This is a genomic window from Colwellia hornerae, from assembly GCF_007954355.1.
GTDB classification, from domain to species: Bacteria; Pseudomonadota; Gammaproteobacteria; order Enterobacterales; family Alteromonadaceae; genus Colwellia_A; species Colwellia_A hornerae.
In genome coordinates this window covers 23,766-36,863 of sequence record NZ_VOLR01000017.1, presented here as the reverse complement: position 1 = coordinate 36,863, position 13,098 = coordinate 23,766, and the positions used below count along the sequence as shown (strand labels likewise).

11 protein-coding genes are annotated in these 13,098 nt (G+C 36.8%); 6 read left to right on the top strand and 5 right to left on the bottom strand.

The window, feature by feature from the left end; translation table 11 throughout:
• Positions 1-30: 30 nt before the first annotated feature.
• The 3 genes from secF to ESZ26_RS12750 all read right to left on the bottom strand — a co-directional run bounded on the left by secF (position 31) and on the right by ESZ26_RS12750 (position 3,366).
• The gene (secF, locus tag ESZ26_RS12760) at positions 31-951 is read right to left on the bottom strand and encodes a protein translocase subunit SecF (RefSeq protein ID WP_146799869.1); all 921 of its coding nucleotides are present in this window, start codon (positions 949-951) and stop codon (positions 31-33) included.
• A complete protein-coding gene (secD, locus tag ESZ26_RS12755) occupies positions 948-2,801 on the bottom strand; it encodes a protein translocase subunit SecD (protein WP_146799913.1) in 1,854 nt (617 codons plus the stop codon). The genes secF and secD overlap by 4 nt, the downstream gene beginning before the upstream one ends.
• 127 nt (positions 2,802-2,928) lie before the next feature.
• Entirely contained in the window at positions 2,929-3,366 is a 438-nt protein-coding gene (locus ESZ26_RS12750) for a hypothetical protein (protein ID WP_146799868.1), read from the bottom strand.
• Between the two features lie 304 nt (positions 3,367-3,670).
• On the opposite strand from ESZ26_RS12750, the gene aroG reads away from it, so the two are divergent.
• The 3 genes from aroG to ESZ26_RS12735 all read left to right on the top strand — a co-directional run bounded on the left by aroG (position 3,671) and on the right by ESZ26_RS12735 (position 6,638).
• Complete coding sequence (gene aroG / locus ESZ26_RS12745) at positions 3,671-4,723, top strand: 3-deoxy-7-phosphoheptulonate synthase AroG (RefSeq protein WP_146799912.1); 1,053 nt, start codon at positions 3,671-3,673, stop codon at positions 4,721-4,723.
• Between the two features lie 182 nt (positions 4,724-4,905).
• Positions 4,906-5,718 carry a hypothetical protein gene (locus ESZ26_RS12740; RefSeq protein WP_146799867.1) on the top strand — a complete coding sequence of 271 codons (813 nt, stop codon included), beginning with the start codon at positions 4,906-4,908 and terminating at the stop codon, positions 5,716-5,718.
• Positions 5,715-6,638, top strand: a complete 924-nt coding sequence (locus tag ESZ26_RS12735; protein ID WP_146799866.1) for an ABC transporter ATP-binding protein — start codon at positions 5,715-5,717, stop codon at positions 6,636-6,638. The genes ESZ26_RS12740 and ESZ26_RS12735 overlap by 4 nt, the downstream gene beginning before the upstream one ends.
• Here ESZ26_RS12735 and ESZ26_RS12730 read toward each other — a convergent pair.
• Together ESZ26_RS12730 and fabA are read right to left on the bottom strand one after the other, a co-directional pair.
• Positions 6,635-9,232, bottom strand: coding sequence for a GGDEF domain-containing phosphodiesterase (locus tag ESZ26_RS12730; RefSeq protein ID WP_146799865.1), 2,598 nt, complete (start codon positions 9,230-9,232; stop codon positions 6,635-6,637). The two genes, ESZ26_RS12735 and ESZ26_RS12730, sit on opposite strands and share 4 nt — an antisense overlap.
• Before the next feature lie 181 nt (positions 9,233-9,413).
• Entirely contained in the window at positions 9,414-9,929 is a 516-nt protein-coding gene (gene fabA, locus ESZ26_RS12725) for a bifunctional 3-hydroxydecanoyl-ACP dehydratase/trans-2-decenoyl-ACP isomerase (protein WP_146799864.1), read from the bottom strand.
• 183 nt (positions 9,930-10,112) lie between these two features.
• Between fabA and ESZ26_RS12720 the strand changes: the two genes are divergently transcribed.
• The 3 genes from ESZ26_RS12720 to uvrC all read left to right on the top strand — a co-directional run bounded on the left by ESZ26_RS12720 (position 10,113) and on the right by uvrC (position 13,048).
• Entirely contained in the window at positions 10,113-10,367 is a 255-nt protein-coding gene (locus tag ESZ26_RS12720; protein ID WP_146799863.1) for a hypothetical protein, read from the top strand.
• 182 nt (positions 10,368-10,549) lie between these two features.
• Positions 10,550-11,194, top strand: coding sequence for a UvrY/SirA/GacA family response regulator transcription factor (uvrY, locus tag ESZ26_RS12715; RefSeq protein WP_146799862.1), 645 nt, complete (start codon positions 10,550-10,552; stop codon positions 11,192-11,194).
• Between the two features lie 3 nt (positions 11,195-11,197).
• Positions 11,198-13,048, top strand: a complete 1,851-nt coding sequence (uvrC, locus tag ESZ26_RS12710; protein ID WP_146799861.1) for an excinuclease ABC subunit UvrC — start codon at positions 11,198-11,200, stop codon at positions 13,046-13,048.
• Positions 13,049-13,098: the final 50 nt, after the last annotated feature.

The following is a 13,098-nucleotide window of genomic DNA, read 5'->3' as shown; positions in this document are numbered from 1 at the left end:
TGTCGGCAAGTGTCGCTGAAACTGTTTACATTAAGGTAAAGGACAGACCTCTAACTCTTTTTGTTGATAATAATCAGCGGTTAGCCCAAGTAACTGTGGCACTGTTGCCGCAATTACGATAGAAGAAAACGTGCCCACTAAAATACCTGAGAATAGCGCGATAGAAAAACCCGCTAAAGACTCCCCGGCAAAGCCCCAAACAGCCATAATAGTCACTAAAGTTGTCCCTGAGGTGATCATCGTTCGCACTAGGGTTGATTTTATGGCTTGATTGATCACTTCATCTATTGTGACGTCATTCGTAGATTTCATTATTTCTCTAATTTTGTCACCGACAATAATAGAGTCATTTAAGGAGTAACCTACAATAGCTAATAAACTCGCTAATATTGTTAAATCAAAGGGGATATCAAACCATGCAAAAATTCCCAATACAATCAGCACATCATGAAAAAGTGCAATAACAGCACCCGCGGCTAAACGCCATTCGAATCTAAAAGACAAATACATTAAAATGACAATAATTGCGGTTAACAGTGCTAAGCCACCTTGGTTAATTAACTCTTCACCCACTTGGCTGCCAATATAAATAGCATCTTGTGGAGTGATATTTAATTGGTTTTTATCAGCAAAATGAGTCAGCCATGCCTTATCTTGTAAACTGGCGTTATTGTCTGCTTGTTGAACACTCCAATGAGTGCCTTGTTCTGCAGAGGTTAGTTTAAAGCTTTCAGGGAGATAATTACCGAGTAAGCTATTCATATCCTGTTGACTGAGCGATTTTTCTGTCGAAAATTCAGTTAAGTAACCGCCAGTAAAATCCAAACCTAGTGCTAAACCTTTATTAAATAGCCCAAGTAGTGCTATAACAATAAAAATTATTGCTAAAAAACAACCAGCTAGGCGAAAAACACTTAATTTAGACTTCTTATTTATGTTTAAATTTTTCATACATTAACGCCTAATAGTTGAGCTTTGTTTTTTCGAATGACAAGGTTTGTTAGACTTTTAGAAACAAAAACGCCAGTGAACATACTGGTTAAAATACCTAAACACAAAATAAGGGCAAAACCTTTTACTGGGCCATTCCCTATGGTGTATAAAATGATGCCGGTGATCATGGTGGTAATATTGGCATCAAGAATTGTTGAAAATGCACTTTTGTAACCTTGCTCAACGGCAGATAATACTTTATGACCGCGCTTTAATTCTTCTTTTATCCGCTCAAAGATCAAGACATTAGTATCAACAGCCATACCAACTGTTAGCACTAAACCAGCGATGCCCGGTAAAGTAAGTACGGCTCCAGGGAGCAACGACATTAGGCCCAGTAAGCTCATTAAGTTTAGTGTCAACGCCACATTGGCGATAAGCCCTAAAGCTCTATACCAAAAAGCCATGAATACCAAAGTAAAACCCATGCCTATACTGAGTGCTTTTATACCATTTTTAATATTATTTTCGCCCAGTGTCGCTTCAATAGTGCGCTGTTTTACTATAGTTACTGGCGCTGTTAGCGAGCCTGCTCGCAATAATAATGACAGTTCTTGTGCCGCTTGTTGGCTGGGCATATGGGTAATACTAAACTGTGAGCCTAAGTGTTGTTGGATTGTGGCAACATTGATTATTTTACTTTTTTTGACCATTTTGTCATCAGCACTTCGATAAAACTCAGAAAATACCGTCACCATAGTGTTACCGATATTTTGTTTAGAAAACTGTGACATCTTCTTACCACCTATAGCATCTAAGGTTAGGTTGACTAAAGGCATACTCATTTGATCTTGGCCTGCACGGGCATTTTTAATATTGCTGCCTGAAAAAACCACCTGACTGTTTAAGTTAAATGCTCTGCCATGCTCGTCTGCCATACGTAATATACCCGCAGCTGTAGAATTTTCTGCAAGCTGATAAAAATCAAGTGAAGCTGTAGCACCTATGATGCGTTTTGCTTCATCTGGATCATGGACACCAGGCAATTCAATACGGATATAGTTTTTCCCCTGTTGCAGTGTTACCGCTTCAGTTATACCTAACTCTGCTATTCTTCCTCGCATTGTTTTTAATGTTTGCTGCATAGTTTCTTGGCGATATTGAGCTGTTTTTTGTGATGAGTATGACAAGGTTACTTGGTTATTTTGATTTTTTTGCTGAGATAATTCAGGGTAAGCTGCTTTTATTTTATTAAAAAGTAAATCAATTTTACTTTTTTCTACGTTAGGAAAGCTCACCAAAAGGTTTTGTTGATAGTTTTCAATAGATAGACCTAACTTACTTTGAACAACATTAACCCCTCGAATTCGTTCTTCCATGGCAAGAGTTTTTATTGCTAATGCTATATTTTTAAAACGCTCAAGTAAGGCTTGTTTTGTATCGACCTCAAGCACAAATAATACCCCACCACTTAAATCTAAACCTAACTTTATCGGCTTAGCGTCAAGCGACTGTAACCATAAGGGTGAGTTACTTATCACTGAATTTTCAATGTTATAATCATTATTAAATTCAACAAATAACAGTTCATTAATTGATTTTAGGTCAGTTTTATTACTGAGCGTTATTGATGTGGTTTGATTAAGGGAGTGAATTTTATCAACCGATAAGCTGTGCTTAGCCAATAAATCTTTAAGTTGATAAGTGGTCAGTTGTTGCACGGAACTATTTATAGGCGAGAGTTGAATTGTTACTCTATCTCCATACAAATTGGGCAGGGCACTAATTAAGAGAAAAAGTAAGGTAAATAAAATGAGTAGGTTTTGCCATGTAATGTAACGATAAGGCTTCTTTTTAGGTGAGTTCATCATAAAATCTCGAAAATTTTGTTACCTGCACTCTCTCAAATTTAGAAAAGTGCATACAACAAGGGCCACTGTTAAAACAGCGACATGAAAAAGGAAAAGGTTAGTCAATAATGGTTAGATGATGAATCTATGAATGATATGTCAGACGAGCTTTATATAAGGTATTGCCATCTTTCCAACCAGCAAGTCGATTGGAGTTTGAACGATGACTCAGTTGTTCAAACCAATTAAGTTGAACGGGTGGGTTAGCAAGATTTTTAAATAAACTTGCAGAGAGTTTTAGCGGAAAAAACTCAGTAACGAGCAGATAGTTTGGAGTGGTTTGTATTTCATTAATAAATAAAGAGGCGCAAACTCGATTTAAGCGCGGTAATTTAGCCACGTCATCGGGGGCAATATTATCTATTAAAACGGTAACGTTTGATGGCGTGTGGGAGTCAATTTTTCCAAGAGTCGATATACTAGAAAAAGTTAAATGACTATCAGCTGAATTTTCAATAGGTAAAGCATTAGCCGTGGCAGCTAAAACAAATAAAAACAGGGTTATCGAAAAAGTACGCCACATAAGAAAAGTACATTAGTTATTAATATTGACTATGTGTGGCAAAATATTTGTTTTTCAAGTGTAGATGTAAAATAAATTCATTAAAGTAGTGTTGATTCTTGGCGAAAAATCACCATTATTGCCAACATTATCGATATATTGTTGTTAAGGCATTTTCTATTGGTATTGTCCGATTAACACTGCTAAGTTGTTGATGGGTTACCCATCTAGGAGTCTAGCCAGCGAGTTAGACATACACAATGAAAATAAATTCTAAGCGGTGCAATTACTGTACTTTTTAGTATTGAAGTAAAGAGAAATGACTATGTTCTACCAAACCGACGACGTTCGCATCAGTAAAATTAAAGAATTATTACCTCCAATCGCACTTATTGAGCGATTTCCAGCTTCTCAAGAAGCGTCTAAGTCGGTATTTTCTGCGCGTAAAGCCATTAGTAATATTTTTAATAACAAAGATGATCGCTTGCTTGTAGTGATTGGTCCTTGTTCAATTCATGATACCGATGCAGCATTAGAGTATGGCGATCGGTTAGTTAAGCTTCGTGAAAAATATAAAGACACGCTTGAAATTGTGATGCGGGTTTATTTTGAAAAACCAAGAACAACGGTGGGCTGGAAAGGTTTAATTAATGACCCTTACATGGATAACACCTTTAAGCTCAATGACGGTCTTCGTATCGGTCGTAAACTATTACTCGACCTAAATGATATGGGGATGCCAACAGCGGGTGAGTTTTTAGACATGATTACGCCACAATATATGGCTGATTTTATGTGTTGGGGGGCAATTGGGGCTCGTACTACTGAAAGCCAAGTTCATAGAGAACTCGCCTCAGGATTATCTTGTCCGGTCGGTTTTAAAAATGGCACAGATGGCACCATTAAAGTCGCTATAGATGCTATTGGCGCAGCAAGTGCTTCTCATCATTTTTTGTCGGTCACTAAATATGGTCATTCTGCTATTGTGCAAACGACAGGCAATAAAGATTGTCATATCATTTTAAGAGGCGGTAAAACGACAAACTTTGATGCAGACAGTGTAAAAGTTGTGACTGAGCAGTTAGATAAGTCTGCACTTAATACCAATATCATGATTGACTTTAGTCATGCTAACAGTAGTAAAAAGTTTAAAAATCAAATGCTTGTTTGTGACGATGTTTGTCAGCAAATCAGTGGCGGAAATGACAATATTTTTGGCGTGATGGTTGAAAGTCACTTAGTAGAAGGTCGCCAAGATTTGGTTGATGGTGAAGTGGCAACATACGGTCAAAGTATTACCGATGCTTGTATTGGCTGGTCTGATACAGAAGTCTTGTTGTCACAACTGAGTGAGTCCGTTGCTACTCGCAGGCGATAAGTTTATATAGTCTTTCCATCTTTAGATATATTAGTAAAGCCAATCAATTTTGATTGGCTTTTTTTATATATAAACTGAATGACAATCGCAGGTGTTATTGCCACTTTTGAAAAAAAATAACACTCGCATTTTGTGAGCTGTGCCTTTATGGTATTGAAAAATAATCATTAGCAGGCGTTAATTTGTTAAACATCCATAGACTATCTATTCTCACGCAATTTGAATTGAAGCGTATTTTCAATACTAAAAATGGCTTGATCGCCTTAATGGCATTTTGTGCTGTTTGGTTCATACTTTTGACTTATGTGATCAGTTCAGCCACTGAACTTGTTTTTTCCGATGGATTTAAGCTGGCAGCAAGTTCTTTATTTGGCTCATTGGGATTAAGTGCTTTGTTGAAATGGCCCGTCGCTGAATTTTCTATTTATTGGCTAGTCGCAGTTTATTCATTTCCAATATTCACTTTTTTAGTCAGTAGTGATCAAACTTGTTCCGACCGTGCTCGTGGAACGCTGCGTTTTATTACGTTAAGAGCCTCGCGTAGTGAAATACTGATAGGACGATTTTTAGGTCAATTCCTTACGCTTGTTAGCCTTATATTATTAACGTTACTGGCATGTGTTATTTTAGCGACAGTTCGCGATAATGCTTTGTTTTTACCTGCGTTAAAACAAGCTGCAGTTTTGTTTATTGAATTAGCAATTATCATCTTACCTTTCATTGCACTGATGTCATTTTTTAATAGTATTTTATCCTCAGCAAAAATGAGCATTGTTGCCGGTATTTTGTTTTATACCATAGGAGCGCTATTGATAGGTTTTATTCAATTTCAATTAGACAGTGGACTTTTTCTTAACTTTATTTTTCCGGGTACACAAATTAGCAGTGTAGTTTCATTAGATGGACTCGATTTTTACCATTATTTAATTCCTATATTACAAACGATTGTCTTATTATTTGTTGCGGATAAACTACTAAAGAGGGCATCAATATGAGTTTACTTAATAGCCAATCTGCGCCATTAATTCAAGTTGATAATCTTTCAAAATCATTTGGCGATCATCTAGCGTTAGACAAAGTATCATTTAGTATAGAAAAAGGGCAACCGATTGCTTTAGTTGGACCCAATGGTGCTGGTAAAACAACTTTATTTAGCCTTTTATGTGGTTATCTATTGCCCAGTAGCGGCACTATCACTATTGCAGGATTAAGGGCTGGAGACGGCAACCTATTCGGCAGATTAGCGGCTTTACCACAAGATGCTCAGTTTGACCCTCGTTTTTCTATTGCACATCAATTAACCTTTTATGCCCAACTGCAAGGTCTAACTCGCAAGAATGCACAAAAAGAAGCACATAGAACGTTAGAGCTTGTTGGCTTAGCTGACACGCTAAAAGCCAAGCCTGATGAGTTATCACATGGTATGCGTAAACGTGTTGCTATTGCCCAAACGTTAATTGGCTCGCCAGAAATAGTGATGTTGGATGAAGCAACCGCGGGACTTGACCCAATAAATGCCCGAGAAGTTCGTCAGCTCGTTGCATCTTTATCATCAGAAATTACCTTTATTTTAAGTTCTCATGATTTGAGTGAACTAGAGCGATTATGTAGCCAAGTCTTGTATATAGAGAAGGGACAATTAAAACAACATCAAAACTTGCAAAGCGAAGAACAGCAAGGTTTCTTAACGATTAGAATGAGGAAGGCCTACGATAACTTTTTACCTTTAATGGCTGGGGTTGCCGATGTACAGCATATTGAACAGACGCAAAACAATGAGTTTTTGATCACTACCGGTCTCGTTTCTCCTGACAGCGAACCGTTAGACTTACAAATATTAAAGCTTTGTCATCAACACAAATGGCAATATTCACAATTGACTAACGGTAAAACTTTAGAAAATAGATTATTCTAGATTTTATCAGCAGGAATGAACTCACCATCAAGGTCGATACGCTTTTGTGTTCGGCCATTGTTTTGTGAAGCCAACCAGTCAAGGTAATCATCAATGGGCATAGGCTTTGCGTAGTAGTAGCCTTGCCCAATATCGCAACCAAAACTACGTAATGTGTCCTCATCTTCTTGACTATTAATACCTTCAGCGACAACCTCTAAACCTAAACCTTTTGCCATTTTAACGGTTGCTTCTGCAATGGTTTTACGTTTGTGATCATCATTAACATTTTCAACAAATTGTCGGTCAACTTTAAGCTCTTGAAAAGGCAGGTGGCTAATTTGCGCCATAGATGAATACCCCGTGCCAAAGTCATCAATACTGATAGTGAAACCTAAATCGCCTAATTTTTGGATTAACTCAAGAGATTGCTGGTTATGGCTAATTGACGCCGATTCGGTTAATTCTAAAATTATTTTTTCAGCGGCTATGCCACTTTCTTCAATAATACTCAGTGCATTGGTAAAAAAGTGCTCATGAGCAATATCTTTACCACTAATGTTAATCGAGACCATATGATTATTATTGACTAAAATTTGCTGGTGTTGTGCTAAAGAACGTTTAATAACCCATAACGTTAGCTGATTAATAAGGCCTAAATCTTCAGCTAAAGGAATAAAAATATCAGGTGAGATAAAACCTTCACGATGATGATCCCAACGAATCAAACACTCGCTGCTACAAACTCGTAAGGTCTTCAGATCTATTTGTGGCTGATGGTATATTGCTAGGGTGTTATGCTCTATCGCTGCTTTTAAATCAGTGGCGAGTTTGAGTAAATAACTGGTGTGATCTGATTTTTCACTTTGATAATAAGCCCAACGACCATAGACGAGCTGTGCATCGTTTACCGCTAACAGGGCATGATTAATCAATAAGTAATTAGCACTGCCATGTTCTGGGTGGTTAGCGACGCCAATTACTGCTGACAAGGGCAACTTAAGGTCGTCTATTTGAAATGTCTCAGAGATAAGCTGTTGTATTGATTTGATCAAAATAGGCAAGTCTTGCTGGTTTTTCTCGTGATTAACGATAATAGCTAGGCAGTTATTTTCTAAGAAACAAATTTTTTCGTGGTTAGAAGATAATTCCACGATAGCATCATTATGAATAAACAATGAGCTTAAGCGACGACTTAGGCGTTTAAATAAAGCAGCGTTAGCTTTATCATCGATATAAAGTGATATTTGTTCGATATGTTCTGGTTTAATTATTAATACACAAAAATCGTTTTCACCCGAATTTTTCATTTCGTTCATCGCGTTTTCAAGCATCGACTTACGGGGTAATTTGGTAAAATCATGGTAACTGATATCATGAATTCTATCTTGCTCATTCCTGCGCATGCGTTCAGCGAGGGCAAAAGCCATAAAAGTAATTTCAATCATCACCGCAAATAGAAATGCATTACGTGTTATGAATGTCGAATCAACATAATTTAATAACACCAGTGGTTGAATGGCCGCTCCAGCTAAAAAAGGTAACCATGAAATGAAATAAAATCGAGCCCAGGCAAAATCTTTAGACAGTCTTCTAAAAATAATAAATAGTGCATATAAAATAAATATCGGTTGAATCGAAAAAAACAGTTTGGTTTGTGCAATTTGATCTAAGGTCAGTGAATAAAAAGCGACAAGTATTAACAGTAGGCAAGATGTTAGGCCCACTCTATAAAACTTGCCTTTTATTTGGTCATAACGTAAGAAGTATAATGAGAAAAGTAACAAGAAAAATATCATAAAATAATCTAAAAATAACGAATACTCATGGATAATATATTGAATTTGTTTGGAAAAAATCAGATAGCCATAGCCAGTTACACCAGCAATAACAATAAAGGCGGATAACAAATAGCCAATATAAACCAAGTAAACTTTATCTTTTGTCGCAAAAAACAGCACAAAGTTATAGGCAGCCATCAAAAGCATAATGCCAATAAAAATCCCAAAAGTCATCTGTACATAATCAGTACGCTTATCGAAATTTTCTTTACTATAAAGGATTAAGGGGATATTCGGAGGGCCATTACTTTTTATATGCGCAATAACTTGTACCGTGCTTTTTTCCAGCAGGTCAAATGCTACGTGAGGAAAAACATCTAATAAGGTTTCTTGTTCAGGCGTTGGCTTTTGCTGTGCTATTTGTGTTGTGCTTTCTAAAATAGCATTGACTTTATAGACATCAAAAAAGGCTAGTCTACTATTATCGGCATGCAATACAACACTTTGAATGTTTGCGGTATTGTTATTAATATTAATCTTTACCCAATAGGATTGATGACCTAATTCGTAAGGTATATCATTAGCTAACGAAGGAATAAATAGCGCTTTAGACTCTTTGTTTTTAATGAGAGTTTTAATGTCTAAACTGTTGTCACGATCAATAGTGTAGCTAAAATCACTTGTCACTAAAGAAGAATCTTTACTAAAAGAAAGTTCATCAATATGACTGATAAACTGCCATACATTGTTTAGAATAAAAACTAACACCAGCGAAATCATCACAATGAAGACTAATTTGGTACTGTTATAAATACTTGAGGGTAACTTGATCATAAAGATAATTTTAAGAATAGCGACAGAAATTTAATGTAGTTAATTTAGCAGAGTATCGTAAATAAAGGCAGAAATTAATAAAATAAAAAAGCCTACTGTTTAAAAAGTAGGCTTTATCACAAATGACGTAAAGTATTGTTATGTTTTATATAAACGTCAGATAAGTTTTATATAAATAAGGCTAAAAAGAAGTGGTGTCAGTGAATAAGCCCACTTTTAAATCTTTAGCTGTATAGATAACTTTGCCGTCAACTAATACTTCGCCATCAGCAATACCCATGAACAATTTGCGTTTGATAACACGCTTTAAGGTGATTTTATAGGTAACTTTTTTATTGGTCGGTAAAATTTGACCTGTAAATTTAACCTCTCCTACACCTAACGCTCTGCCACGACCTGGACCACCAGACCAACCAAGAAAGAAACCAACAAGTTGCCACATAGCGTCTAAACCTAAACAACCAGGCATGACGGGATCACCTTTAAAGTGACAATCAAAAAACCAAAGGTCTGGGCTAATATCAAGTTCAGCAATAATCTCACCTTTACCATATTCGCCACCATCTTCAGTGATAGAAACAATACGGTCCATCATCAACATATTGTCTGAAGGTAATTGGCTATTTCCTTCGCCAAACATTTCGCCGGTACCCGCTTTTACTAAGTCTTCTTTAGAGTATGAATTTTGATCTAACATGAGGTCACTTTCTTTCAGTAATAAAATTATTCGCTACTTTAGCGAACACCTGTACACTAAACAACTCCGAGCAGTGCTTTATTTGAGTTTTATTAATATAAAGTTAGATTATTATGATTTTTTTATATATTATTTGGTTACGCATAACCTTGTTTTTATTTTAGATAATTTGGTAACCTACTGATGAAAGAGAATAAAAAAGCATTTAGTAACGCAGAAAAACAAAAGCGCTATCGAGAACGACAAAAAGAGTGTGGTAAAAAAGAAATGCGTGGCTATTTGTCTCCAGAAGCGCAAAATTGCTATGAGTTAATCGCTGAACAGACAAAATGGACGGACAGCGTTATTTTAAGTAATGCGGTTAGATTAACTTATGCCGCTTATAAAAATGGTCAAATTGGTTTGTTAAATAACTGGTTAAAAAAGCATGATTTATAGTTAAAGGTTAGCTTATTTGTAGGTTAATAAAGCAGTGCTATATTTATGCCGGACTTTTTCAATGTAAGATGGTTGAATTCAATTGTACTGCTTGTTAATACCCTATATGCTCTAATCATATAAGGAATATTTATTACAGTATTCTTCAAGATAATAAAATTGTAAATTAAGGTGAATCTCTGTTGATAAATGTTTTGTTGGTCGATGATCATGAGTTAGTTCGTACAGGAATACGTAGGATTCTAGACGACGTAAAAGGACTTAAGGTTATTGGCGAGGCCGAAACAGGAGAAGAAGCCGTACAATTTTGTCGTAAAAATCAACCCGATGTTGTGTTAATGGACATGAACATGCCTGGTATAGGTGGCTTAGAAGCGACTAAAAAAATAATTCGCTATTCACCTGATATAAAAGTTATTGTGTTAACCGTTTATTCTGAAGATCCCATTCCTACCAAAGTGATGCAAATTGGCGCCGCAGGTTATTTAACTAAAGGTGCGGGTGCCGATGAAATGGTTAATGCCATTCGAGCAGTTAATAGTGGGCAGCGTTATATAACACCAGATATTGCTCAGCAAATGGCACTAAGTCAGTTTAAATCTAATGAAGAAAACCCATTCAATACCTTGTCTGAACGTGAACTTCAAATTATGTTGATGATCACCCGTGGCGAAAAAGTGCCTCATATTTCAGAACAATTAATTTTAAGTACCAAAACAATTAATAGCTACCGTTACAGAATGTTTGAAAAGTTAAACGTTGGTAATGATGTAGAACTTACTCATCTCGCTATTCGTCACGGTATGATCAAAACAGAAACGTTATAAACCTTGCCAACTTCTCAATCTCTTTTTGATCACCAAGCTTTTCTCTCTTCCGTTTCTGAGCAGGCGGGTGTTTATCGGATGTACGATAAACACCAAACAGTTATTTATGTAGGAAAAGCTAAACAGCTGAGAAAACGCCTCGCCAGTTACTTTCGTAAAGATGTCGGCAGCACCAAAACTAAAGTATTAGTTAGCCACATTATGGCGATTGACGTTACCGTTACCCATACTGAGGGCGAAGCGTTAATTCTTGAAAACAACTACATTAAAAAATACCTGCCTAAATATAATATTTTATTACGAGATGATAAGTCTTACCCCTATTTACTAATAACGGACCATAAACACCCCAAGTTAGGCGTACACCGAGGCGGAAAAAAAGTTAAAGGTGAATACTTTGGTCCATATCCAACCGTCGGCGCTGTTTGGGAAAGTCTTCGTTTAATGCAAAAGTTATTTCCGGTTCGTCAATGCGAAGATAGTTATTATCGTGCGCGCAGTCGTCCTTGTTTGCAATATCAATTAAATCGTTGCTCTGCGCCATGTGTTGATAAAATATCAGCAGTGGATTATCAGCAGCAAGTTGATCTAGCTAAATTATTTTTACGCGGCAAAAGTTCGACTGTTATTGATAGCTTAGTGATTGAAATGGAACAAGCCAGTCAAAGCTTAAATTTTGAGGCTGCAGCTAAGTACCGAGATCAAATTGCCACCTTACGACAAGTTCAAAAGCAACAGTTTGTTAGTGGTATTGTGGCTGAACTTGATGTTATAGGTATATATATTGAAAAGTCCCAGGTTTGTGTACACGTTTTATTTATACGTGATCAAAAGATATTAGGCAGTAAAAGCTACTTCCCTAGTATTCCTGGCGATACAGATCAAGCCGAAGTTTACCAAGCCTTTATTAGTCAACATTACTTAGGGCAAGACTTAAAAAGTGCAGCTATCCCCAAAGAAATAGTCATCAGTGAAAGCTTTGAACATATTGAAGAGCTTACTAAGCTTTTGAGTGAGCAAGCGGAGCGCAATGTAAAAATATCAACGAGTGTTCGTAGTGAGCGTGCGCAATATTTAAAGTTAGCCTGTACCAATGCGAAAAATGCATTAGTCACTAAGAATAGTCATAAAGCTTCAATGCAAGCACGCTTTTCTGCATTAAATGAAGTATTTGAACTTGATCAGGGTATTAACCGAATTGAGTGTTTTGATATTAGTCATACCATGGGGCAACAAACCGTGGCATCCAATGTGGTTTTTAATCAAGAAGGGCCGTTAAAAAGCGACTATCGTCGTTATAATGTTTATGGTATCACTCCTGGCGATGATTATGCGGCGATGGCGTTTGCCCTCAATAAACGTTATGGCAAGGTGACCAGCATGGAAAATATGCCTGACATTGTTTTTATTGATGGAGGTAAAGGGCAATTGTCAAAAGCAGAAGCCTTTTTTGCTCAATGGCAAGCTGATACAGCATTAGAGAAAATTCCCTTATTGGTTGGCGTTGCAAAAGGTGAAGGGCGCAAGCCCGGACTCGAAACGTTAATCTTGGCGGGTAGTCATCAATTAATTTCATTACCCTCGACTTCGCCAGCTTTACATCTAGTGCAGCATATTCGTGATGAATCACATCGTTTTGCGATTACCGGACACCGAGCCAAGCGTCAAAAAGCTAGCAAAAAATCGACACTTGAATCTATTGAGGGGATTGGCGCGAAAAAACGTCAAGCCTTATTAAAATATTTAGGCGGGCTCCAAGAAGTGATGCAAGCCGACAGAACGACGCTTGAAAAGGTACCAGGTATTAGTACTGTTCTAGCCGATACAATATATAACGCCTTACATGATAAATAAGTTAAGCGTTTTTCTATAATATACCCGCCGCTATTACTGACAATTATTAT

Bases quoted from the DNA above. Each gene is read 5' to 3' on its own strand.
- fabA (WP_146799864.1), bottom strand. From the start codon at position 9,929: ATGTTAGATCAAAATTCATACTCTAAAGAAGACTTAGTAAAAGCGGGT.
- ESZ26_RS12730 (WP_146799865.1), bottom strand. From the start codon at position 9,232: ATGATCAAGTTACCCTCAAGTATTTATAACAGTACCAAATTAGTCTTC.
- aroG (WP_146799912.1), top strand. From the start codon at position 3,671: ATGTTCTACCAAACCGACGACGTTCGCATCAGTAAAATTAAAGAATTA.
- secD (WP_146799913.1), bottom strand. From the start codon at position 2,801: ATGAACTCACCTAAAAAGAAGCCTTATCGTTACATTACATGGCAAAAC.
- ESZ26_RS12720 (WP_146799863.1), top strand. From the start codon at position 10,113: ATGAAAGAGAATAAAAAAGCATTTAGTAACGCAGAAAAACAAAAGCGC.
- ESZ26_RS12735 (WP_146799866.1), top strand. From the start codon at position 5,715: ATGAGTTTACTTAATAGCCAATCTGCGCCATTAATTCAAGTTGATAAT.
- ESZ26_RS12750 (WP_146799868.1), bottom strand. From the start codon at position 3,366: ATGTGGCGTACTTTTTCGATAACCCTGTTTTTATTTGTTTTAGCTGCC.
- secF (WP_146799869.1), bottom strand. From the start codon at position 951: ATGAAAAATTTAAACATAAATAAGAAGTCTAAATTAAGTGTTTTTCGC.